The 22382-nt window shown below is 62.5% G+C and carries 21 protein-coding genes, 1 tRNA gene and 2 pseudogenes; 9 read left to right on the top strand and 15 right to left on the bottom strand.

Going from position 1 to position 22382, the window contains the following annotated elements; genetic code table 11:
* Positions 1 to 215: 215 nt before the first annotated feature.
* Positions 216 to 289: transfer RNA gene (locus P0D96_RS26525), tRNA-Gly, on the bottom strand.
* Between the two features lie 681 nt (positions 290 to 970).
* Between P0D96_RS26525 and P0D96_RS26520 the strand changes: the two genes are divergently transcribed.
* Positions 971 to 1864, top strand: coding sequence for a hypothetical protein (locus tag P0D96_RS26520; protein WP_408286850.1), 894 nt, complete (start codon positions 971 to 973; stop codon positions 1862 to 1864).
* 95 nt (positions 1865 to 1959) lie between these two features.
* On the opposite strand, the gene P0D96_RS26515 is transcribed toward P0D96_RS26520, so the two are convergent.
* From P0D96_RS26515 to P0D96_RS26505, 3 genes are all read right to left on the bottom strand, one after another.
* Positions 1960 to 2523, bottom strand: a complete 564-nt coding sequence (locus tag P0D96_RS26515) for a YggT family protein (RefSeq protein WP_132373424.1) — start codon at positions 2521 to 2523, stop codon at positions 1960 to 1962.
* Positions 2524 to 2748: 225 nt separating this feature from the next.
* Positions 2749 to 3069 carry an EthD family reductase gene (locus P0D96_RS26510; protein WP_408182456.1) on the bottom strand — a complete coding sequence of 107 codons (321 nt, stop codon included), beginning with the start codon at positions 3067 to 3069 and terminating at the stop codon, positions 2749 to 2751.
* 77 nt (positions 3070 to 3146) lie between these two features.
* The gene (locus P0D96_RS26505) at positions 3147 to 4085 is read right to left on the bottom strand and encodes a Rossmann-like and DUF2520 domain-containing protein (RefSeq protein ID WP_408182455.1); all 939 of its coding nucleotides are present in this window, start codon (positions 4083 to 4085) and stop codon (positions 3147 to 3149) included.
* Between the two features lie 237 nt (positions 4086 to 4322).
* On the opposite strand from P0D96_RS26505, the gene P0D96_RS26500 reads away from it, so the two are divergent.
* From P0D96_RS26500 to P0D96_RS26490, 3 genes are all read left to right on the top strand, one after another.
* On the top strand, positions 4323 to 4484 hold the full coding sequence (locus P0D96_RS26500) for a hypothetical protein (protein ID WP_007180743.1): 162 nt from the start codon (positions 4323 to 4325) through the stop codon (positions 4482 to 4484).
* Positions 4485 to 4856: 372 nt separating this feature from the next.
* Positions 4857 to 5144, top strand: a complete 288-nt coding sequence (locus tag P0D96_RS26495) for a hypothetical protein (RefSeq protein ID WP_132373427.1) — start codon at positions 4857 to 4859, stop codon at positions 5142 to 5144.
* 247 nt (positions 5145 to 5391) lie between these two features.
* Entirely contained in the window at positions 5392 to 6357 is a 966-nt protein-coding gene (locus P0D96_RS26490) for a threo-3-hydroxy-L-aspartate ammonia-lyase (RefSeq protein WP_408182454.1), read from the top strand.
* A gap of 90 nt (positions 6358 to 6447) precedes the next feature.
* On the opposite strand, the gene P0D96_RS26485 is transcribed toward P0D96_RS26490, so the two are convergent.
* Both P0D96_RS26485 and P0D96_RS26480 read right to left on the bottom strand, forming a co-directional pair.
* Positions 6448 to 7125 (bottom strand): LysE family translocator, encoded by a 678-nt coding sequence (locus P0D96_RS26485; protein ID WP_408316294.1) that lies wholly within the window; start codon positions 7123 to 7125, stop codon positions 6448 to 6450.
* A 52-nt stretch (positions 7126 to 7177) separates the two neighbouring features.
* A complete protein-coding gene (locus tag P0D96_RS26480; protein WP_408316292.1) occupies positions 7178 to 8746 on the bottom strand; it encodes a UbiD family decarboxylase in 1569 nt (522 codons plus the stop codon).
* 605 nt (positions 8747 to 9351) lie between these two features.
* Between P0D96_RS26480 and P0D96_RS26475 the strand changes: the two genes are divergently transcribed.
* A complete protein-coding gene (locus tag P0D96_RS26475; protein WP_408316290.1) occupies positions 9352 to 10557 on the top strand; it encodes a transglycosylase SLT domain-containing protein in 1206 nt (401 codons plus the stop codon).
* Between the two features lie 112 nt (positions 10558 to 10669).
* On the opposite strand, the gene P0D96_RS26470 is transcribed toward P0D96_RS26475, so the two are convergent.
* From P0D96_RS26470 to P0D96_RS26435, 8 genes and pseudogenes are all read right to left on the bottom strand, one after another.
* Positions 10670 to 11866 (bottom strand): pyridoxal phosphate-dependent aminotransferase, encoded by a 1197-nt coding sequence (locus tag P0D96_RS26470; protein WP_408316288.1) that lies wholly within the window; start codon positions 11864 to 11866, stop codon positions 10670 to 10672.
* 151 nt (positions 11867 to 12017) lie between these two features.
* Positions 12018 to 12452: a transcription antitermination factor NusB gene (nusB, locus tag P0D96_RS26465; protein ID WP_132373433.1), complete on the bottom strand. Its 435-nt coding sequence runs from the start codon at positions 12450 to 12452 to the stop codon at positions 12018 to 12020.
* A complete protein-coding gene (gene ribH / locus P0D96_RS26460) occupies positions 12449 to 12955 on the bottom strand; it encodes a 6,7-dimethyl-8-ribityllumazine synthase (protein ID WP_006050161.1) in 507 nt (168 codons plus the stop codon). Before ribH ends, nusB begins: the two co-directional genes overlap by 4 nt.
* A gap of 49 nt (positions 12956 to 13004) precedes the next feature.
* On the bottom strand, positions 13005 to 14141 hold the full coding sequence (gene ribBA, locus P0D96_RS26455) for a bifunctional 3,4-dihydroxy-2-butanone-4-phosphate synthase/GTP cyclohydrolase II (protein ID WP_132373434.1): 1137 nt from the start codon (positions 14139 to 14141) through the stop codon (positions 13005 to 13007).
* Between the two features lie 200 nt (positions 14142 to 14341).
* The gene (locus P0D96_RS26450; RefSeq protein WP_408316285.1) at positions 14342 to 14956 is read right to left on the bottom strand and encodes a riboflavin synthase; all 615 of its coding nucleotides are present in this window, start codon (positions 14954 to 14956) and stop codon (positions 14342 to 14344) included.
* A gap of 15 nt (positions 14957 to 14971) precedes the next feature.
* Positions 14972 to 16141: a bifunctional diaminohydroxyphosphoribosylaminopyrimidine deaminase/5-amino-6-(5-phosphoribosylamino)uracil reductase RibD gene (gene ribD, locus P0D96_RS26445; protein ID WP_132373436.1), complete on the bottom strand. Its 1170-nt coding sequence runs from the start codon at positions 16139 to 16141 to the stop codon at positions 14972 to 14974.
* Between the two features lie 69 nt (positions 16142 to 16210).
* Positions 16211 to 17494 carry a glutamate-1-semialdehyde 2,1-aminomutase gene (gene hemL, locus P0D96_RS26440; protein WP_408316283.1) on the bottom strand — a complete coding sequence of 428 codons (1284 nt, stop codon included), beginning with the start codon at positions 17492 to 17494 and terminating at the stop codon, positions 16211 to 16213.
* A 307-nt stretch (positions 17495 to 17801) separates the two neighbouring features.
* Positions 17802 to 18323: pseudogene (locus P0D96_RS26435) on the bottom strand (hypothetical protein); the annotation flags it as partial.
* A gap of 269 nt (positions 18324 to 18592) precedes the next feature.
* Between P0D96_RS26435 and P0D96_RS26430 the strand changes: the two are divergent.
* From P0D96_RS26430 to P0D96_RS26420, 3 genes are all read left to right on the top strand, one after another.
* Positions 18593 to 19813: a Bcr/CflA family multidrug efflux MFS transporter gene (locus P0D96_RS26430; RefSeq protein WP_408316281.1), complete on the top strand. Its 1221-nt coding sequence runs from the start codon at positions 18593 to 18595 to the stop codon at positions 19811 to 19813.
* A 119-nt stretch (positions 19814 to 19932) separates the two neighbouring features.
* Positions 19933 to 20163 (top strand): hypothetical protein, encoded by a 231-nt coding sequence (locus tag P0D96_RS26425; protein ID WP_132373439.1) that lies wholly within the window; start codon positions 19933 to 19935, stop codon positions 20161 to 20163.
* Positions 20164 to 20345: 182 nt separating this feature from the next.
* On the top strand, positions 20346 to 20750 hold the full coding sequence (locus P0D96_RS26420) for a RidA family protein (RefSeq protein WP_408316279.1): 405 nt from the start codon (positions 20346 to 20348) through the stop codon (positions 20748 to 20750).
* Between the two features lie 78 nt (positions 20751 to 20828).
* Here P0D96_RS26420 and P0D96_RS48820 read toward each other — a convergent pair.
* Positions 20829 to 20939 (bottom strand): annotated as a pseudogene (locus P0D96_RS48820) (FapB/FapC family functional amyloid domain-containing protein); the annotation flags it as partial.
* Positions 20940 to 21429: 490 nt separating this feature from the next.
* On the opposite strand from P0D96_RS48820, the gene P0D96_RS26415 reads away from it, so the two are divergent.
* Entirely contained in the window at positions 21430 to 21849 is a 420-nt protein-coding gene (locus tag P0D96_RS26415) for a hypothetical protein (RefSeq protein ID WP_408316277.1), read from the top strand.
* Positions 21850 to 22382: the final 533 nt, after the last annotated feature.

Raw genomic sequence — 22382 nt, 5'->3', positions numbered from 1 at the left:
GTTTACAGTTACCGGTGGCATGCACTTCGTTGTCCGATGCCAATCGAGGCGGTGTCGCTTACTCGACGTTTTTCTCGGCCGGTTTGCGCAAATGAATCGATTGTCGAATTTGTCGTTCGAGAAAAAATTCCCAGGAAGCGACGGAGGAAGAGAGCGGTAGAGGCAGACCTTTTCGCGAAGCAGCCCGCTTATTCACGGGCTGACTGAAAAGTATCTGGAGCGGGCGATGGGAATCGAACCCACGGCTCTAGCTTGGGAAGCTGGGGTATTACCATTATACGACGCCCGCAGAGCACGCCATTCTACGCGGGTTTCACGCGATTTGGCAAACGTGGACGTCAGCGGCCTGTCTGAATGGGCGCTCGCTGCGGGAGCGTTGGCGCGGCGCGCGCGGTGTTCAGCGCCACGGCACAACGATTCACCTCACTAAGCCAGCCACGTATTCAGCGCTTCCTTGCGTGTTGTCGCGCATTCGGTCGGCTATGTCTCTCGCGAGCTTTACCTGCGACGGGGATCCTGAAGTGACTTCTGCTGTCATCAGGCGCCGCGGCCGGGTAGATCGAGGCCGGATCCACCCGCTACCACGCACAACGGAACGCGGCGAGTAACGCTTCGGCTGTCAATCAGATCGCGGAAATTGAATGCAGATGGAAGCCTATCTAAATACAAGACCAATCAAATAGATACGCGCAACCCGCTTCGATTTTAATTCGTTATGCATGATATTTCATCGGCATCAACGGATGCGGCTATCGAAAACTTCAAACAAATATTAAAGCTTGTCGAAATCCCGCCGTTTACTCCTCTAGCGTCCTTTCCAATTATTACAGGAGTTCATGCGATTTGATTCTGTCAAGTGGATTTTTGGAATGATTCAACGAATTGGCGCTGACGGCAAACATCGAGATCAAAACTACTAACGGCGTAATACAGCCAATCTGAGTGGCTGCGCAGTCGCCCAAAAACAAAAATGGATATGAAAATTAAGGCTAAATTGACGTTATCCCTGCTCGCTTCGCTCGCTCTGGCAGCGTGCGGCGGCGGTGGCGGCGGGGGCAATTCGGCGGCGACGCCGTCGGCCGGCAGCGCTTCGGCGCCGGCGGTGGCAAGTGCTCCCGGTCCCGCAAGCGCGCCGGATCCGGCTTCTTCGCCCGCCCTCAGTGGCGAGCCACTGCCGAGTCTGTCCAGTCCGCAGAGCGGTTCGGCTGCGGCCTCGGGCAACGGCGTAGAAGGAGTCTGGACCACGCAGTTCGGCGTCGACAAGACCACGGCGCTCGTCGATGCGCAGGGCAACATCTCTTACCTGAATACTGTAAGCGGCATCGGCTTGTCGGAATTCTTCGGCGTCATCGCGGCCACCGCGCCGAACTGGACGCTCACCTCAGGTGCGGCATTCATCGGCAACGTCTATTTTCCGACGACCTCCGGCTCGGGCTCGTTCGTCAATAACCAGACGTTCACGGGCAGCTATGTCGAGAATGGCACCACGGTGAATCTGTCCTGGAACTACGACGCGGCGAATGCGCTAGCTGTCACGCAGTCGAGCGTCGCGGGCACGTGGGCGGAAACCGGCTCGTCGCTGACGATTGCAAGCGACGGCACGTTAAGCGGGACATTGAGCAACTGCCCGGTCTCCGGCACGTTGCTGCTCGCCACGCCGTCATCCAGCAAGAATCTCTACACGTTGAGCGTGACCGGCACGACCGCATCCTGCACGTTGAAATCGGGCGCGACGTATTCGGGCAATGCGGCGATTACGTTCCTGCCGATCACGGGCAGCAACCTGTACGTGCGCACGATTTTCTTCATGATCAAGACAGCGACCAACACCACGGTCGCCTACGGTCAGCTAACGAAGCAATAAGCGGAAGCAATTAGCGGAAGCAATAAGCGACGCACGAAACAAAGCCGCCGCCTTTTTGATGGGCGGCGGCTTCTGAATGCTCGCTACATGTGCCTTCAGATCACAAAGTAAGTCAGTTGAACGGCCGCGCGGGTGACCACCATCAGCAGCACCTGCACGATCACGAACAGCAGGATCGGCGAGAGGTCGATGCCGCCGAGTTGCGGCACCACGCGGCGCAGCGGATTCAGAAACGGCGCCGTGAGCTGGTACAGGATCGGCATGGCCGGCGAACGTGGATTGAGCCACGACAGCAGCGCCATCAGGATCGTCAGCCAGATGATCAGATTCAGCGCCCACTTGATCAGCGTCAGCACCGCGACGATCAGCAGCGTCGGCAACAGCGTGAGCGGATCGGCGCCGGTCAGCACCACCATCAGCACCACATACACCATCGCCGCGAGCAACGCCGCGACGAGGCTCGCCCAATCGATCTTGCGCGTGCTCGGCAAGATATGCCGCAGCGGCAGCACGATCCAGTTGGTGACTTGCAGCACCGCGTTCGTGACGGGGTTGTAGGGCGGCATGCGCACGACCTGCAGCCATGCGCGCAGCAACAGCGCCGCGCCGAACAGCGTGAAGACGGTATTGAGCAGAAAACGGGCGATATCGCCAAACATCTCGTGTCCTTATCCTTCGGATGACGGCCGCCGACCGGCCGCAGGGTGCCGGCGCTCTCCGAACGGCGCGCCGGCGGTTTCATTTGGATTTCCCGCGCCTTTGCCGCACTGGCGCGTTACGCGTCGTTTGAAGCGGCCGCGTAGTTTTGCGATGCCAAGGTTCGCGGGTCACGATCAACGGCTCACTGTATTAAAGGCCGCGATTCGTCCCGCTTCCGCGGGGCATCACACGGAAATCTTGATCTCGCTGATCAGAATCGTGCCGTTGCCACCGTCCGTGTAGTTGGGGATGTCGGCCATCAATTTCTCGGAGGCCGGCTTGAAGACTTTGTAGAAGTCGTCTGCGCTGTCGAACAGGAAGTGGCCCGCGGCGACGTACGGCGGCGGCGTTCCAGGCGGGCCGGCATTGATGCCGACGTCGACCGACCAGCTCTTCAGCGACGGCCCGAACAGCTTCGCCGCGAGCGGCATATGCGCGACGCAGTAATAGTCCACGTCGAAGTGGCCGTTTTCCCGGTACGGATAGAGGATGCTGACCTTGATCATTGTGCGTTCTCGTCTGTTGGTCCCGATGCGCGGCGCTGGCGGATTGCGCGCGGCGCCGGACGTCACATTATCACGGCTTACTTGACGCTTGCACCTGCTGCGGCCTGATTCAGCGACCGCTCGAGGGATTCTTCCACGACCTCGGAGATGGCGTCGATCGCGGCTGGCGGCGTGGCGCGGCGTTCGGCCAGCCCGACCGCGCGCCGCGACATCAGCCCGTACAGCGCGGCGTGGTCGCCGCCGAGGCCTTCCAGCAACGCCAGCTGCTTCTGCACGACGCCCGTGTCGCCGCGCGATACGGGGCCCGCGAGCGCGTTGGGCAAACCCTTGTCACGGGCGGTTTCGATGGTGCCGGAGAGCATCGGCAGCAGCGCGCGCAGCGCGTCGTCTTCGGCAAAACCCAGCGTGCGCCACAGCGCGACGCATTCCGCGAGGCTGCACAGCGCGAAGCTGGCGGCGTAGTGCGCGGCGGCGTGATAGAGCATGCGGCCGCCCGCCGGAATCGATAGCGGATGGCAGCGCAGCGCGACGGCGAGCGCCGTCAGGGTGTCTTTTAGTGCGCCGTCGGCCTCGATCGTCACCGAGCAGCCGGCGATGCGCTCGAGATCGGCGAGTTCGCCGCTAAAGAGGTACAGTGGATGAAAACCGCCGATCGAGGCGCCCTGGTCACGTGCCGGGGCGAGCAATTCGACCGGCGAGGCGCCGCTGCAATGCACGAGCGCCTTGCCGTGCGCGCCGGCCGCGCCGTCCGGCCCGTACCGGAGTGTGTGCGCTGACGTACCGATGCTGTCATCGGGAACAGCTAAAAAGACGATATCGGCGGCGTCGACCACCTGTTGTGGGTTCTCGAATGCCGCGCAATGCTCGATTTGACTGGCGAGCCGGCCGGCGGAGGCCGCCGAGCGGCTTGCCACCGCCGTGACCGGATAGCCGGCGCGTGAAAAGCTCAGCGCGAGACAACGCGCGAGCCGGCCCGCACCGATAAAGCCGAGGCGCGGCAGAGAGGACTGGGACATGGTTGCCTGCTCCACACGGAACATTGGGAAAGCAGAAGTATCGCGCATCCGCCACGCCCGCGGCGCGGCTTGGCGCTGGCTTTTCCTTGACAAGTGCGCGCGCGATATGGCGCGCCCGTCCGGTCATCCGGCGGCGCGCCCCCCGCGGGTTTGAAAACTGCTCACAATTCTTCAGAGCCGGTTTGGCAGTTGCTGTCCTGGGTATTTCGTCTCGCAGTCAGATTCGGGAGGTTCACGATGAATATTTTTTCTTACCGAAAGCACTTGCGGTTCCTGACGCATGCACAGCGTCGTCGCTGGTGGGACCAGAAAAAGCGCCTGACGCCGCGCGTGCGGATCAGCGGCGCCTATGTCCCGCCGAGCGTGTCCCGCGAGTTCGCGTATGTGAAGGTCGGCTGACGTAGCGGCCTTCGCTGGTAAGAAATGCCCGGTCAGTCGGCCGGGCATTTTTCATTTTGGGGCTCAATTGATGCCGTCAGGATTGAAGCTAATTTGTAATCAAAGATTACCGTGAAGCGAATGCCTCAAGCCGTAATGCGGGCATTGCGACTGATTGCGGTGCGGTCGGACACCTGCAATCCTTGAGTTTTCAGCGTATTGCGAAGCTCATTGGTCACTGACGGCGTCCTCAGGAATTGCGGGCTTCTGCCGCCAATTGCAATTTGCAACAAATGCGAACAGATAGGCGTGGTCTTTTTCGATACATTGGTTTCATAGCATGCAGGGCATGCGAAGTCGGCGACCTTGGTGGGCCGCGCTAGGAGAATAAAAGTGAAAAAGATCGTTCCGTTTGTCGTTGCCGGAGCACTCGGCTTGGGACTTGCCGGTGCCGCTCAGGCGCACGTTTCTGTCGGTATCGGTATTGGGGTTCCGATTGCGCCGGCTTACCCGGTTTATGCCGCGCCGCCGCCGGTTTACTACGCGCCGCAGCCGGTTTATGCGCCGCCGGTCGTATATGCGCCGCCGCCAGTCGGTTACTACGGTGGCTACGGACGCCCTTACTACCACCACCACGGCTATTACCGCGGTTATTACGGCCACGGCTACTATCGCCGCTAATGGCGGCACGCAACGCTATTCTTTAACGGCGTAACGCCGGCTTGATCGCCGGGTTACGCCGTTTGTTTTTTTGTGGCCGCTTTTCATGCAGCCAATGCTGCGCTTATTGTCGGAGTGACGATTTGAATGGGCGTTTGCCGGTTAGGGCGGAGAGTCGCCACCGAAGCTCGCCGCACGCCTGACGTTCCAAACTTGGGTCGAAGCTGGGAGAATGGCGGTTTCGCCACCGCTTTGGAGAGTTTCGCCGATGCAAGCGCTTCCCGCTCCCACTTTCGACGACGTACTCGACGCCGCTGCGCGTCTCGAAGGCGTCGCCCACCGCACCCCCGTTCTAACCTCGAGCACTTTCAATGAGCGCACGGGGGCGGCGGTGTTCTTCAAGTGCGAAAATTTTCAGCGCATGGGCGCCTTCAAATTTCGCGGCGCTTATAACGCGATCTCGCATTTCGACGCGGAGCAGCGCAAAGCCGGCGTGCTGACGTATTCGTCCGGTAACCATGCTCAGGCGATCGCCTTGTCTGCACGCCTGGCCGGCATCCACGCGACGATCGTCATGCCGCAGGACGCACCCGCGGCCAAAGTCGCGGCCACCAAGGGCTACGGCGGTGAAGTGATCACCTACGACCGCTACACGGAGAACCGTGAAGAGATCGGCCGGCGGCTTGCCGAAGAGCGCGGCATGACGCTGATTCCACCGTATGACCATCCGCATGTGATCGCCGGGCAGGGCACGGCGGTGAAAGAGTTGATCGAGGAAACCGGTCCGCTCGACATGCTGTTCGTGTGCCTCGGCGGCGGCGGGCTGATCAGCGGCAGCGCGTTGTCCGCGGCGGCATTGAGCCCGGCGTGCACGGTGATCGGCATCGAACCGGAAGCGGGCAACGACGGCCAGCAGTCGCTGGCGCGCGGCGAGATCGTGCATATCGACACACCGCGCACGATCGCCGATGGCGCCGCCTCCACGCATCTCGGCGACTACACGTTCGCGATCATCCGGAAACTGGTCGCGCAGATCGAAACGGTCAGCGACGCGCAGTTGATCGAGACGATGCGCTTTTTCGCGCAGCGCATGAAGATCGTGGTCGAGCCGACGGGCTGCCTCGCCGCGGCTGCGGTGCTCAACGGCATCTTGCCGGTGAAGGGCAAGCGTGTCGGGGTGGTGGTGAGCGGCGGCAACGTCGATCTGGAAAAGCTCGCGCAATACCTAGCCTGATACATTGCGCCGGCTGGCGTTGTTGCGCTTACCGTAGCTGATGCCTGACGCGTGATCGAAAACGGCTCGCCAACGCGAGCCGTTTTTATGTCAACTTGCCACGTGCGCGGTTTGCACGATCAGATCGCGATATCCGTTGACGATCACGCTGTACGAGAAGTACGCAAACAGCAGCGCGGACAACACGTGACAAGCGCGCAGCAAACCGGTGCCGGCGCGTTTGCGTCCGTGGCTGCCGAGTCCGCAGATAAAGATCGTCCAGCACAGGCCGCCGAGAAAAAATCCGCCGAGAAACACCGGCGCGGTCGTGACGCTCGTGGCGCCCGCTTTCGCGATCAACGCGCCGCCGACCGCGGCGAACCACAGAATCGCCGATGGTGACGACACCGCCAGCAAGACGCCGCGCAAGAAACCGCGCCACGCCGACAGATGCGGCACACTCGCGTCCGCTTCACCGGCCGCGGCCGGTGCCGTCGCCGGGAACATCGCTTCACGCGCCATCTTCCAGGTCAGGAAGAGCAGGATCGCCGCGCCACCGAGCCACACCACCCAGCGCACCGACTCGAACTGCAGCAAGGCGGCCATGCCCGCGAGCGCGAGCGCCGCGTAAATCAGATCGCCGATGCACGAACCGAGGCCGAGCCAGAAGCCCGGTTTGAAGCCATGCGAGAGCGCCAGGGAAATCATGGCGACGTTCACGAGACCGATATCCAGACACAGCGACAGCGACAGAAAGAATCCATCCGACATCATTGAAAAGGCATGCATCCGCGCAACGGCTCCGATCGCTTTGTTATTCAGTCTTGTTGTACGGCTTGCCTCAGAGGCCCAACTCGTTCCACAAGGTGTCGATGCGCTGTTTGACCGCGTCGTCCATCACGATGGGACGGCCCCATTCGCGATCGGTTTCGCCGGGCCACTTGTTGGTCGCGTCGAGGCCCATCTTCGATCCCAGTCCGGCCACCGGCGAGGCGAAATCCAGATAGTCGATCGGCGTGCGATCCACCAGCACCGTGTCGCGCGCCGGATCGATGCGCGTGGTGATTGCCCAGATCACTTCCTTCCAGTCGCGGATATTCACGTCCTCGTCGACCACGACGATGAACTTCGTATACATGAACTGCCGCAGGAAGCTCCACACACCGAACATCACGCGTTTGGCGTGGCCGGGATAGCTCTTCTTCATCTGCACGATGGCCATGCGGTAGCTACAGCCTTCGGGCGGCAGATAGAAGTCGGTAATCTCGCTGAACTGCTTTTGCAACAGCGGCACGAACACTTCGTTGAGGGCGACGCCGAGTACGGCAGGTTCGTCGGGCGGTTTGCCGGTGTAGGTGGAGTGGTAGATCGCGTCGCGCCGCATGGTGATGCGCTCGACCGTGAAGACAGGGAACCATTCCTGCTCGTTGTAGTAGCCGGTGTGATCGCCGTACGGGCCTTCCAGCGCATGTTCGTAGGCCGCCGACGCGCCCTTGACCGGACGTGGCGGAGCGCCTGCGGGAGCGGGCGAGGGCGTACCCTCCTGCGGGTAGATGAAACCTTCGAGCACGATCTCGGCGCGCGCGGGCACCTGCAAGCCGTCGACGCCCGGCGTGATGCACTTCGCCAGTTCGGTGCGGCCGCCGCGCAGCAGGCCGGCGAACTGGTATTCGGACAGCGTGTCGGGCACCGGCGTGACCGCGCCGAGGATCGTCGCGGGATCGGCGCCCAGCACGACGGCCACCGGATAAGGCTTGCCCGGGTTCTGCAGCGCGAACTCGCGAAAATCGAGCGCGCCACCGCGATGCGCGAGCCATCGCATGATCAGTTTGTTACGTCCGATCAATTGCTGGCGATATATCCCTAAGTTTTGTCGGCTTTTGTTCGGGCCTTTTGTGACGGTCAGGCCCCATGTGATCAGCGGGCCGGCATCGCCGGGCCAGCAGGTCTGAATCGGCAGCCTGGCGAGGTCCACGTCGTTGCCTTCCCAGACGATTTCCTGGCAGGGCGGCGCGCTTACCGTCTTGGGCGCCATGTCCCATACCGCCTTCGCCAGCGAGAACAGTTTGCCGGCGTCCTTGAGCCCCTTCGGCGGCTCCGGTTCCTTCAACGCGGAGAGCAGCCGGCCCACATCGCGCAGCGATTCGAGCGCGGCGCCGTCGCCTTCGCCGGCTTGCGCGTCGACACCCATGCCGAGCGCGACCCGCCGAGGCGTGCCGAACAGGTTGCCGAGCACCGGGAACGCATGCTGTGCCTTGCTCTCGAACAGCAAAGCGGGACCACCGGCGCGCAACACGCGGTCGCACAACTCGGTCATTTCCAAGACCGGCGAGACGTTTTGTGAGATGCGGCGCAGTTCACCGATCGTCTCGAGACGGCCGACGAAATCGCGCAGGTCTTTGTATTTCATCTGGTGCTGTTCAGTGCCGCGCAAGCGGCGAAAAAGGGAGGCGCAGCAGGGTTTAACGGCGCCAGAACGATTGTCGATTTTACCTGTGTTGGTAAGCGCACGTAGATCGGCGAAACGGCCTAAGTGAGACGGATGAGTCGAGATAGCTCAAAAGGCGCGTGCCGCGCGGTTTTGGACGGTCTGAACACTGTTCATTATTACAATTAGTTATACATTTGCCTATCTATAGTGTTGACGATCTATAAAACCCTGCATAGAATCCGTCCACATTGGTTGCAGGGCGTGAACGTTTTTACCACTGCCCCCGGTCCCATCAGACGCAACGCGTCACCGCTTACCGACCCCTGCACGGTATCTAACGGCCTTATTGATGTCCTGCCAGCGCCAACTGACGCTGGTTTTTCGCGTGGGAGCCACCGCCCGCATGCTTTTTTGACATGCCGCGGTCCTCTTTCAGGATGGCTCCCCACAAACGGTATTTGCCGTTTTCCCGACGTCGCTGCTGCCCTAACCAGACAGAGCACGCGATGTCTTGATTCTGCGAACGTGCCTCACCGCTTCTTCATCCGGCGGGGTTCGCGGATCATGCAACATGGGAGATCTGAATGAACGCCTGGTTATCGTGGCGTCCCGATGAGCGTATCGCGCAAGTTGTGCGTGGTGTGCTGCGTCGCGGGACGCGAATGAGTCATCACCTGTTCAGCATCGTCGGCGGGATCGCCGTTGTGCTGACAGTCGCACTGTGGCTGATGCCGGCCCTGCGCGGCACGCTAGCCGCCAAGTTGATGCCGGTCATTTCCGCCGCTGTGCAAGCCGGTCCCGCCCGTCTGCTGCAGGGCAACCCGCTGCCGGCTTTCGGACCGCCCGCCCGCGCGTCCTCTGACGACTCGCTGTCCGCGAACACGAACGTCCCCGATGCCTTGAGCGGCACGAACAGTGGTAGCAACGGCAACACCGACGTCACCGCGGGCAACACCAGCTTTGACGGCGCATTCGACACCACCGGCTCGACCGGCGTGAGCGGTATGGGTGTCGCGGCGCTAAACGGTCTCGACCCGCGCACCATGCAAAGCGTGACCGCGCTGGCACGGCTGATCCCGGCGCAACGCGTATCCGCCGACGCGCGCGACGACCGCGTGCTGATCTCGACCCGCGAGCAGGATCTGGTTGCATCGTATCTGGCACGGCGCTATCGCGTCGCTCAGGAGCCCGTCAGCGAGCTCGTGAAGGCCGCGTTTGACACCGGTCGCGAAGTCGGTCTCGATCCGCTGCTGCTGCTGTCCGTGATGGCGATTGAATCGGGCTTCAACCCGTACGCCGAGAGCGGCGTGGGCGCGCAAGGCCTGATGCAGGTGATGTCCAAGGTGCACTCGGACAAATTCCAGTATTTCGGCGGCCAGAGCGCGGCGCTCGAACCGGTCGCGAACATCAAGGTGGGCGCGCTGGTGCTGAAGGATTGCATCGCACGCGGCGGCTCGCTGCCGGGCGGCTTGCGCCTGTACGTCGGCTCGACCTCGCAGGACGACGGCGGCTACGGCGCCAAGGTGATGGCCGAGCGCGGCCGTCTGCGCGACGTAGCGCGTGGCCGCAAGGTGCCGATCAACGCGCCGCAGGCGCCGGTTCTGACTGCGTCGACCAATACGACTGCGGCTGCACCTGCCGGCAACGGCAAGCGCGTGCAGGTGACGCTTGAAGGCAGTCATCAATTGAGCGCAGCGACATCGGTGAAGACACCGGTTTCCTCCGAGCAGGACGACGCGAGCGCCAACGCGACCAAGCACGTGGCATCGGCTTCGGAGTTGGGCGCTTGAGGTCGGTAGCGCAAAGTTGACGGCTCGATGCTGAAGCAAGCGGCAACAAAAAAAGGACACCCATCAGGAGTGTCCTTTTTTTCGTCTGGCGATTGAGAGCGCGCCGCTTCGCTCAACCCTTGCCGAAGAACTTCGCTAGCCGCTCGACCGCTTCTTCCAGCTTCGGATAGGCGGTGGCGTACGACAGCCGGATGTACTCCTTCGGCGCGTGCGTACCGAAATCCATGCCCGGCACCAGCACCACGCCGGCATCGTGCAGCATGGCCTTGGTGAGCGCCGCGCTGTCGCCGGCCGCGGGATGCGCGACCGTGCGGCAATCGGCGTACACGTAGAACGCGCCGTCGGGCATGACCGGCACCGAGAAACCAAGCGATTCCAGCGCCGGCGCGATGAAGTCGCGGCGACGCTTGAATTCCAGACGCCGCGCTTCGTAGATTGCGATCGTTTCCGGCTCGAAGCAGGCAAGCGCCGCGTGTTGGGCGAGCGCGGAGGCGCAGATGAACAGGTTTTGCGCAAGCTTTTCGAACGCGCTGACCATGCCGGGCGGCACTACCAGCCAGCCCAGACGCCAGCCCGTCATGTTGAAGTACTTCGAGAAGCTGTTGACGGTGATCACGTCGTCGCCGAACGAGAGCGCCGACACCGGCTTTGCGTCGTAGCTCAGGCCCTGGTAGATCTCGTCGACGATCGTAAAGCCGCCACGCGCCCGCACGGCCTTGACGATGCGCTCCAGTTCAGCCGGTTCGATAGACGTGCCGGTCGGATTCGACGGCGACGCCAGCAGCACGCCACGGGTGCGCTCGTTCCAGAGGCGCTCGACGTCGGCGGCGGTGAGTTGGAAACGTTCGGCCGGGCCGCTGGGCACCATCACCGGCTTGCCTTCGGCTGCGATTACGAAATGGCGGTTGCATGGATAGCATGGGTCGGGCATCAGCACTTCGTCGTCGCGATCGACCAGCGCCGCGCACGCCAGCAGCAATGCGGCTGATGCGCCGGCGGTGACGACGATCCGCGCCGGATCCACGTCGACGCCGTAGAAGTCGGCGTAATGCGCCGAGATCGCTTCGCGCAGCGCGTGCAGGCCGAGCGCGCTGGTGTATTGCGTGACGCCACGGCGCAGCGCACTCGCGGCCGCCTCGATGACCGGCCCGGGCGCGGTGAAATCGGGTTCGCCGATTCCCATGTGAATGATGTCGCGCCCCTCGCGCTCGAGAAGCGCGGCCTCCTTGGCCAGCTCCATCACATAGAAAGGCTGGATGGCGTCCACGCGTGCAGCAAGCCGCACCAAGGGTTCGGTCACGGAGTTCATACGATCAAATCCAGTTCAAAAGCAAAAGCGGGACGACGTTTGGCGCGAGTGTTCACGCGCGAAGCGGCGTCCTTGCAAACGGTCCGGTTGCGCCGCCGCGTTTAGCGAGGCGCATGACGACGATCATGCATGCCGCTCATGCGCCTTGCGCTCAACGCTTGCGAGCCGCCTGCGTTTCATCCACGCGCAGTTGTGCCGACAGCTTGTCCAGCACGCCGTTCACGTACTTGTAGCCATCCGCGCCGCCGAACGTCTTGGCGAGTTCGACCGCTTCGTTGATGACCACGCGATACGGAATATCGACGTGATTCTTCAGTTCGAACGCGGCCACCAGCAACACGGCGCGTTCGACCGGCGAGAGTTGCTCGATCGGACGGTCCAGACACGGAGCGATTGCCGCGGACAACGCTTCCGAATCGCGGATCACGCCGTGCAGAATGGCGTTCAGATGTTCGTGGTCGGCCTTGTCGAAGCCTTGCGCGCCGCGCAGTTGCGCGTCGATTTCGCCGCCGGGCGAGCCCGACAGCAGCCACTGGTAAAGCCCCTGCGTGGCCAGTTCGCGGGAGCGTCGGCGTGCGCTCTTCATGCCTCTTCCTCTTCTTCGTCTTCTTCCTCGTCATCGCCGCCGAGTTGTTCGAGCGCGACGGCGAGATTCGCCATTTCGACGGCTACGCGCGCTGCGTCACGACCCTTTTCGGTCATGCGCGCGACGGCCTGTTCGTCGTTTTCGGTGGTCAGCACCGCATTCGCGACCGGAATGCCGAAGTCGAGGCCGATACGCGTGATGCCCGCGCCGCTTTCGTTCGAGACCAGTTCGAAGTGGTACGTTTCGCCGCGAATCACCGCGCCGAGCGCGATCAGTGCGTCGAATTGCGCGCTTTCGGCGAGCTTTTGCAGCGCCAGCGGGATTTCCAGCGCGCCCGGCACGGTGACGAGCAGCACGTCTTCGCCGGTCACGCCGAGGCGTTCGAGTTCTTCGATGCAGGAGTCCGCGAGGCCGTTGCAAACGGGTTCGTTAAAGCGCGCCTGGACGATGCCGATACGCAGTCCGTCGCCGTCGAGATTCGGTTGGTATTGTCCGATTTCCATGTGAATTCCGTAGTGTTTTGAGTGGGCGCTAAGCGCGTGAATGGTCGGATCAGCCTTGTTGCGGAGATTGTGGCTTGCTGCCCGGCATCGGCACGAAGCCCGTGACTTCGAGACCGTAGCCCGACATGCTGCCCAGCTTGCGCGGGTTCGACAGCACCTGCATCTTGCCGACACCGAGCTCACGCAGAATCTGCGCGCCGATGCCATACGTCTTGAAGTCGACCGGGCGCCGTTTGAGCGCGTCGGCTCTTTCCTTAGAGTCGAACGCCTTGAAAACGTCGATCAGATGGTCCTTCGAGTCGCCGCAGTTCAGCAGCACGATCACGCCGCAGTCGCGTGCGGCGATCTCTTTCATGGCCGCGTCCAGCGTCCACGAGTGGGTGGATTCGCCAACTTCCAGCAGATCCAGCACCGACAGCGGTTCATGCACGCGCACCAGCGTGTCCTGATCCGTGCATGGCGTGCCGCGCACCAACGCAATGTGCGGCTGGCCGCTCGGCTGGTCCAGATACATGACCGCGCGGAACGCGCCGTGCGCGGTCTGCATGGTGCGTTCGCAAATCCGCTCGACGATCGACTCCGTGCGGCTGCGATAGTGGATCAGATCCGCAATCGTGCCGATTTTCAGATCGTGTTCTTTGGCGAATTCCATCAGGTCCGGCAGGCGCGCCATCGTGCCGTCGTCCTTGATGACTTCGCAGATCACCGCGGCCGGCGTGAGGCCCGCCAGCGCGGTGAAGTCGCAGCCCGCCTCGGTGTGGCCGGCGCGCACCAGCACGCCGCCGGGCTGGGCCATGATCGGAAACACGTGGCCCGGCTGCACGATGTGCTCGGCCTTGGCGTCCGGCGCCACCGCGGTGGCGATCGTGCGGGCGCGGTCCGCTGCCGAAATGCCGGTCGTGACGCCTTCGGCCGCTTCGATACTGACCGTGAACGCCGTTCCGTACTGCGTGCCGTTGCGGTAGGTCATGAGCGGCAGGTTCAGCAGCTTGCAGCGTTCCTGCGTAAGCGTCAGGCAGATCAGGCCACGGCCGTAACGGGCCATGAAATTGATCGCTTCCGGCGTGACGAATTCGGCGGCGATCACGAGGTCGCCCTCGTTTTCGCGGTCTTCTTCGTCGACGAGGATCACCATCCGGCCTGCTTTCAGTTCGGCAATGATCTCTAGAGTGGAGGCGAGCGTCATGTTGGCGAGAGTTTCGAAGAAAGCGCGTATTTTACGCCACGCGCGAGCCCAAGTCGCCTCCGCCGAACGGCATAGGCCGTTTGGCCGACTGGCGATGAGCCGTCCGCCGTTGCTATGCTCGTCGAAACGATGGACGCATGAACCGGCTGAAAGCGGCGGGGCGCCGCCGCCGGGCCATGCGTGGCAGGGCTTGCGGCCGTTTATTTCGGCGCGTTCAGCATGCGCTCGACGTAGCGCGCGATCAGATCGATCTCCAGATTCACCTGTGTGCCTTCACTCAGACGCTTGAGCGCCGTCACTTCGACGGTGTGCGGAATCAGGTTGATCGAGAATTCGCAGCCATCGTCGCGATCTTTAACCGAGTTGACGGTCAAGCTCACGCCGTTGACAGTGATAGAGCCTTTGTACGCCAGGTAGCGGCCGATCTCGCGCGGCGCCAGCACGCGCAGTTCGTGCGATTCGCCGACCGGCGCGAAGTGCGTGACCGTGCCGAGGCCGTCCACATGGCCGGAGACGATATGGCCGCCGAGCCGGTCGTGCGCGCGCAGCGCTTTCTCGAGATTGACGTCGCCGGTCTCGCCGAGCCCCGCCGTGCAGTTCAGGCTTTCGCGCGAGACGTCGACTTCGAACGAGTGGGCGGTCTTCGCGACCACGGTCATGCAGGCGCCCTGGATCGTGATGCTGTCGCCGAGCTGCACGTCGCCGAGATCGAGACCACCGGCTTCGACGTTCAGGCGTACGCCCGCGTCGCCGTCGGTGCCGAGCGGCTTGACTGATTCAATGCGGCCCACGGCCGCGACGATTCCTGTGAACATCGTACTAATCCTTGATCATTTCGAAACGGGTTGGGACGCGGGATCGCCGCCGGGTCCGGGCGTGGCCTCGGGCGCGTGTTGGGGCACAAAGCGCGCGAGAATCCGCAGATCCTCCCCGATCCGGTCGATCGCGTGGAAGTTCAGTTTGACGCGGCCTTCGAGCGTTTCGGGCGCGGCCAGATTGAACATGCTCATCGAATCCATGCCGAGGAGGCTCGGCGCGAGATACACGAGCAGTTCGTCGACACAGCCTTCGCGCAGCAGCGAGCCGTTCAGCTTGTAGCCCGCCTCGACATGCAGTTCGTTGACGTTGCGCTCGCCGAGCACTTTCAGCACCCCAGGCAGATCGACCTTGCCGGCCGGGTTGGCCAGCTGGACGATCTCGGCGCCGCGATCGCGCAGTGCGTTGGCGCGATCGGTATGGCGCTGATCCAGATTGCCGCAGAAGATCAGCGTAGGTGCGCCGGCCAGAATCTGCGCCTCGGGCGGCACGTCGAGCTGGCTGTCGATCAGTACGCGTTGCGGCTGGCGCGGCGTGTCGACCGCGCGCACCGTCATGCGCGGATCGTCTTCCCTGACCGTGCCGATGCCGGTCAGGATCGCCGACGCGCGAGCGCGCCAGGCGTGGCCGTCCGCGCGTGCCGCTTCACCGGTGATCCACTGGCTATCGCCCGAAGGCAAACCGGTGCGGCCATCCAGCGAGGCCGCCACTTTCATGCGTACCCACGGGCGGCCGCGCGTCATGCGCGAGACGAAGCCGATATTGAGTTCGTGCGCTTCGAGGGCGAGCAGTCCGCAGCGCACTTCGATGCCGGCGTCGCGCAGCATGGCGAGACCGCGTCCGGATACCTGCGGATTGGGGTCTTCCATCGCCGCGACCACGCGCGCGACCTGCGCTTCGATGAGCGCGTTCGCACACGGCGGCGTGCGCCCGAAGTGGCTGCACGGCTCCAACGTCACGTAGGCCGTGGCGCCGCGCAGGTCATGGCCGCGCGAGCGCGCGTCTTTCAACGCGCGGATCTCGGCATGATCCTGACCGGCCGGTTGCGTGAAGCCTTCGCCGATCACCTCGCCGTTCTTGACGAGCACGCAGCCGACCCGAGGATTCGGGTCGGTGGTGTACATGCCGCGCTTGGCCAACGCGAGCGCGCGTTCCATATGGACGAAATCGGTTTGCGAAAACATCGGTGTCCGGTCGGGTACGGTGGCTAGGCTGTAATGGGTTTCGATTTTAGCGATGTTGTCTCGCCGGCTTCAGGCAGCGAGCGAGGCGAACGCGCCGCGCGCAGCGTCGATCGTGGCGTCGACGATTGCGTCGTCGTGAACGATCGACACGAAGCCCGCTTCATACGCCGACGGCGCGAAGTACACGCCGGCGTCGAGCATTTTGTGAAAGAACGCGTTGAAACGCGGCACGTCGCTCTTCGTGACCTCGGCGAAGCTGGTCGGGATCGAGTCCGTGAAGTAGAGGCCGAACATGCCGCCGAGCGAGTCGGCCGCGAACGGCACTTTGGCTTCACGCGCGACCTTCGCGAGACCTTGCACGAGGCGAGTGGTGCGCGCGGCGAGCGTGTCGTAAAAGCCCGGCGCCTGGATCAGTTGCAACGTTTTCAGGCCGGCCGCAACCGCGATCGGGTTACCCGACAGCGTGCCCGCCTGGTAGACGCCGCCGAGCGGCGCGAGGTGAGCCATGATGTCGCGCCGGCCGCCGAAAGCCGCCGCCGGCATGCCGCCGCCTATCACCTTGCCGAGGCAGGTCAAATCCGGCGTGATGCCGTACACCTCTTGCGCGCCACCCAGGGCAACGCGGAAGCCGCACATCACTTCGTCGAAAATCAGCACCGAGCCGTACTCGGTGCACAGGCGCCGCAACGCTTGCAGGAATTCCGGCGTGGCGCGCACGAGGTTCATGTTGCCGGCCACCGGCTCGACGATCACCGAGGCGATCTCGTTGCCGAACGCCTTGAACGCTTCCTCGAGTTCAGCGACGTTGTTGTACTCGAGCACGGTGGTGTGCTTGGCGATATCCACCGGCACGCCCGCCGAAGTCGGATTGCCGAAGGTCAGCAGCCCCGAGCCGGCCTTGACCAGCAGGCTGTCCGCGTGGCCGTGATAGCAGCCCTCGAACTTGACGATGCGGCTACGGTTCGTGAAGCCGCGCGCGAGACGCAGCGCGCTCATGGTCGCTTCAGTACCGCTCGACACCATGCGGACCTGCTCGATGGAGGGCACCAGCTTGCAGATTTCTTCGGCGATTTCCACTTCCGATTCGGTTGGCGCACCGAACGAGAAGCCATTGCCCAGCACGCGCTGCACGGCTTCGAGGACTTCCGGATGGACATGACCGAGGATCATCGGGCCCCATGAGCCGATGTAGTCGATATAACGCTGACCGTCCGCGTCCCAGAAGTAGGGGCCCTGCGCGCGTTCGATGAAGCGCGGCGTGCCGCCGACCGAGCGGAAGGCGCGCACAGGCGAGTTCACGCCGCCGGGAATGGTGCGTTGCGCGCGTTCGAAAAGGGTTTCGTTTTTGGACATGGCGATGGCTGGAATCGGGGTTGCGCAGCGGCGCAGCTTGCCTGTCGGCGAGTCGCGCGGCGCTGGGATAGGTGGGGAAATTGTACCGGAGTCAGCGTGAACAGGTTTTCCGGATGCGCCTGCGCAGCGGGTCGCCCGCTCAGTTTTTGTGCGTGCGCTTCGCGGCTGCAGTGTTTGTTACCGGCCGGGTCGCCGGTTTCGTGATCCGCTTGCTGTCCCGCGTGGCAACTGATTGGGATGGCGGATTCGCCACGTGCGTAGCGACCGGTTTAGCCGCCTCCTTCGCCTTCGTGACGGTGCGGCCGTCCGCCGCGCGCTTTTCCACCGCCGCGTGAGCCGTGACCTTGCTCGAGCGTGTGGGACCCGCCGGCATATCGAACTTCGGCGGCTTGCGCTTGCCGGTCAGTTCCGCCCAGCGCTTTTCCAACGCGCCTTCGGCCATCGGCTTGATCACGGTGCCCGAACTCTGCGCGTCCCAGGTCTGCACGGAGAAAGGATGTGCGCGCAACATCTCGCGTGGAATCACCACACCTTCGTGGGCATCGACCACCCAGTCGTACACGAAGTCGATGCACAAACGGTAGCCTCGCTTCGTCGCCGGATCGGGGACCTCGTATGGCGCACGCGTCACATAGCCGGAGCCGAAGATGCCCTTCGGTTCCTGCGCGACCCGATGCAGGAAGACGCGGTCACCCGGCAGGATGCTGCGCGCAAATCCGCAGCCCCATACGTCGGCTACCGCGACGCCCGCGGCCACGCGTTTGGCGAGGTCGGGCAACTCGGGCCACGGCCATTTCTTGGGGCTCCAGATCAACAGGAATGCGGTCATCGCATGGTCGGTACAGGATGGCGGGGAAGGGCGCTGCGCACAGCTTCGCGCGTCGCCCGAGGCGTTCAGGCGGCAGCTTAACCGATTGGCGGCGTGCTTGCCGCATGTCGCCGATGCATCATTCGCGTCTTCGCGATCATGGCCTCGATCATGTCCGAAGCCCGGCTGCCGTGTTAACCGTCGCGTACAATTGAGGCCGTCAAGTTGCTGTTTTCCCCGTTTCACCTGTTCCGCTGCCGACAACGGTGCGGCGCTTCATCTGGATTCCCATGTCTCACGTCACCAGAAGCCGGCCCGATGGCCGGCTGATTCTGTTGCTCGGTGCGCTTGCCGCATGCGGGCCGATTTCGATCGATATGTACCTGCCGAGCCTGCCGACCATCGCGCAGGCGTTCGCCATCAGCACTGGCGCCGCGCAGACGACGCTCACCAGCTTCATGTTCGGCTTTTCGATCGGCATGCTGTTGTATGGTCCGCTGTCCGATACCTATGGCCGCCGGCCGGTGTTGCTCGGCGGCATCGTGATGTATGCGCTGGCCAGCGTGGCCTGTGCGATGTCGTTCTCGATCGGCTCGCTGGTGACGTTCCGTTTCGTGCAGGCGCTGGGCGCGGGCGCGGCTTCCGTGCTGGCGCGCGCCATTGCCCGCGATGCACACGGCCCGACCGATGCCGCTCGCGTGCTGTCGATGCTCGCCATCGTCACGTCGATCGGGCCATTGCTGGCGCCGCTGCTCGGCGGGCAGTTGCTGCTGATCGGCGGCTGGCGTGTCGTCTTTATCGTGCTGACGCTATTCGGCACGGTGTGCGCGGTGACCGCGTTTCTCAAGGTGCCGGAAACGTGGCCGCGTGAGAAGCGTGCGCATTCGGCGTTGCTGAAGTCGTTCGGCGCGTACGGCAAGTTGCTGCGCGATCCGGTTGCGTGGGGGCACATGCTGTGCGGCGGCATGGCGTTCGCGTCGATGTTTGCGTATATCACCGCGACGCCGTTTGTCTACATCGAGTATTTCCATGTGTCGGCGCAGCATTACGGCTTCCTGTTCGCGCTAAATATCGTCGGCATCATGTTTGGCAACTTCATGAATACGCGGCTTGTCGGCCGGCTCGGCTCGCTGCCGATCATTAGTTTTGCTGCAACCGTAAGCTGCATTGCCTCGCTGTTTGTTTGTCTCGTCTCGTTGACCGGTTGGGGCGGTCTGTGGTCGATCGTGTTCGGACTGTTCTTCGTGGTCGGCGTCGTCGGACTTCTGTCCGCGAACTGCACGACCGATCTGATGCATCGCTATCCGATGAATGCCGGCGCCGCGGCCGCCGTGTTCGGCGCCGTGCAGTTGGCGCTCGGCGCGTTGTCGAGCCTCGCGGTTGGACTCTGGCAGGACGGTTCGCCCAAGGGCATGGGCGTGACGGTCGGCGTGGCGGGCTTGCTGTGTTATCTCGGCCGGATTCTGGTTGTCAGGTGGCATGGGATCAAGGCGCCTGTCGCTGCCGTTTGAGGACGGGCGAGGCGCGAGCCGCGCGGCGTCTACGGAAAACACCAGGTGTTGCGCGCGCGCGACCGTGTGTCTCAATTTGCATTGCTATGATGGAGCCACTGTTCCTCGGAGCGGCATTCATGGCGATCAGAGATTTGATGAACGGCGAACGGCAACAAGCTGCATTCGCTGAAGCGCAGAAGCTGGCGGACAGCGGCGCCTATCACGATTACACAGACATCGAATACGTCTTGCGCTTTGATTATGGTTTGTCTGATGTATCGACACTGCTCGACAGTCAATTGATGCATCGCGACCTGAACCACCGTTGTGCGGATGCGCGCGAGAAGCTGGAGATGCTTAGCGTGTGATGCGTGCGGCTTATTTGTATAAGCGTGTTTATTATGCGAGGCGCTGTGCCTGAAGTGGGCAGCGCTAGTGCGTTGCATGATTCCTCGCGTGATCACTTCATCGCTTTTGCGAAACGGGATGCGGTCGTGCGGATGAGTCGTACGCAGTGTCGTGTGCCGCCGTCACACCTGGAGTGATATTCATGGCTGGTAGCCTGCACGACCCGCATCTGCCGCATACAGACAATCCCGCTACGCTTTCGCAGCCGGGCGGTCATTACAGTCACGTCGCGGTCGCAAATGGTTTCGTGTTCGTCTCGGGACAATTGCCGATCACCGCGCAAGGCGACAAGCTATCCGAGGCCTCGTTCGAGGATCAGGCCGAACAGGTGTTGGCCAATGTGCAGGCCGCGCTCGAAAGCGTCGGCAGCAGCGTCGCGCAACTGGTGCAGGTGCGCGTCTACATCGTCGATGTCGAGAACTGGATGAGCTTCAATCAGATCTACGCGCGCTGGGCCGGTGAAGCGCGTCCGGCGAGAGCCGTCGTGCCGGTTCCTCAACTGCATTACGGTTTCAAGATCGAGGTCGAGGCGACCGCGCTGGTTTAGCTAGCGGCGTTGGTGTCTTGAGTTTTGGCGCGCGTTCGGGGCAGTGGGATAACGGCGTTCAACGGGTCGCGTCAATGCTTAAGCTCGGTGAACCACGAGTCCATTGAACTGGGCATTGCTCACACCGGCCGCGATATTCACGCCGACATTGCCGCTCATGTTCGTCATCGCGCACGCGCCGATCGACGCAGTCGATGCGCCGAGCTTCGCGCTGGCTCAGAAACCGACGCCTACTCCAACACCAACGCCGCCGCCAACGCTCCCCCCACCAACGCCGACGCCAATATTAGTGCGCGGCGCGTAATAGCCGGGGCCATAGTCGTACGCAGGTACTGGCCCATAACCGTAGCCGTCCTGGTATGGCGGGGCCACCACACAGCCCGCGAGACCGGCCCCTAAGGCCAATATGCCGAATAGTCTGATCATGATCTTTTCCCCCTTCATGAACTGGACAGCAATATCCGGTCCCCAAGGCGTCACGAATCGGGACTAGGCCCACGATAGGACGCCAGCGGTACCAAAACCGGAACTGTCCCAAATTCGAGACCGTCTTGCAGGGCGTGTAACGCACGGCAACGCAGCCCAACGCGATGCAACGAGGGTGCTTGAAGGAATGCTTGGAGCATCCGGCAAGGATGTATCTAGAAGTGCTTGGCATCTGCCTAGCAAGTGCACACGGATGATTACACCCAAGGCGACACCCAAGGCGGGCATTGGTGCAAGCTGTCGCCTAAAATTTAAGCGTGGCCATGACTTTGATGGAGGCTGCCATGAGCGACTCAATGTTGGCGATTTTGATAGGGACGATCGTGGTTGTGTTTGGCGCAGGGATCTGGGTCGTTTCGGAGAACGAGGAGCGACTATCCCGCTGGTTCCGGGAACATCATCTGCGGGATTTGGTGCGCCACAAGTCCTAATGTACTCATCCAAGGACATTCGCATGGTGGCGGGTTGTTTGGCGGGTAGAAACGAAAAACGGGCCGAAAGGCCCGTATTCATTGATGTTCTGGCGGAGGCGGTGTCCGCCTATTGCCCTTTATTTGCTGGGGTTGCGTGGATTTTTGTTGCAAAAGTACCCGAAAAAGTACCCGAATTCTGAGAGTATTTCGTCAGATGAGGCTTTGGCGAGGTCGATCGAGCCACATCGCCTTGTTTTGCGCCAGACACCGATATATCACGGGCCTCTCAGTCGAAATATTGAAAAACTACTCGACTGGAACGTGGCGTCTCGTCAAGCGTCCTCGGCTCTTCGCGGCGTATCAACTCCCATGCAAAAAACCGTGGAGACATGGAGACAGGTGTAATTTTTTCCCGAAACCCTTATTCGGTAAGGCTTTGGCTGTCTCCGAGTGTGTCTCCAACACACATATTTTCTTGGAGACACTTTGGAGACAGATGCCAGTCAACCACTGCGCGTCGCCAGCACTGAGACTTGCCTACGAGGACGGCTAGCTCTGCTCTTCGCTCAAATGCCGCTGCTCTGGAACGTTGCGCGCAAAAGACTCCCGCGCCGCCCATCTTCCGTCGCCAAATTGGATCGGGCCACAAGGCCTGGAAAAGTGACTTTGAAAGCACCGACAGGGCAGTTGATTGGGTCGTACCCGGGCGCCGCGATCTTCGCAAACCGGCCAC

Origin of the sequence: Paraburkholderia sp. RL17-347-BIC-D (genome assembly GCF_046027915.1) — a bacterium.
Lineage (GTDB): Bacteria > Pseudomonadota > Gammaproteobacteria > Burkholderiales > Burkholderiaceae > Paraburkholderia.
This window is presented reverse-complemented; position numbering and strand designations above follow the sequence as displayed.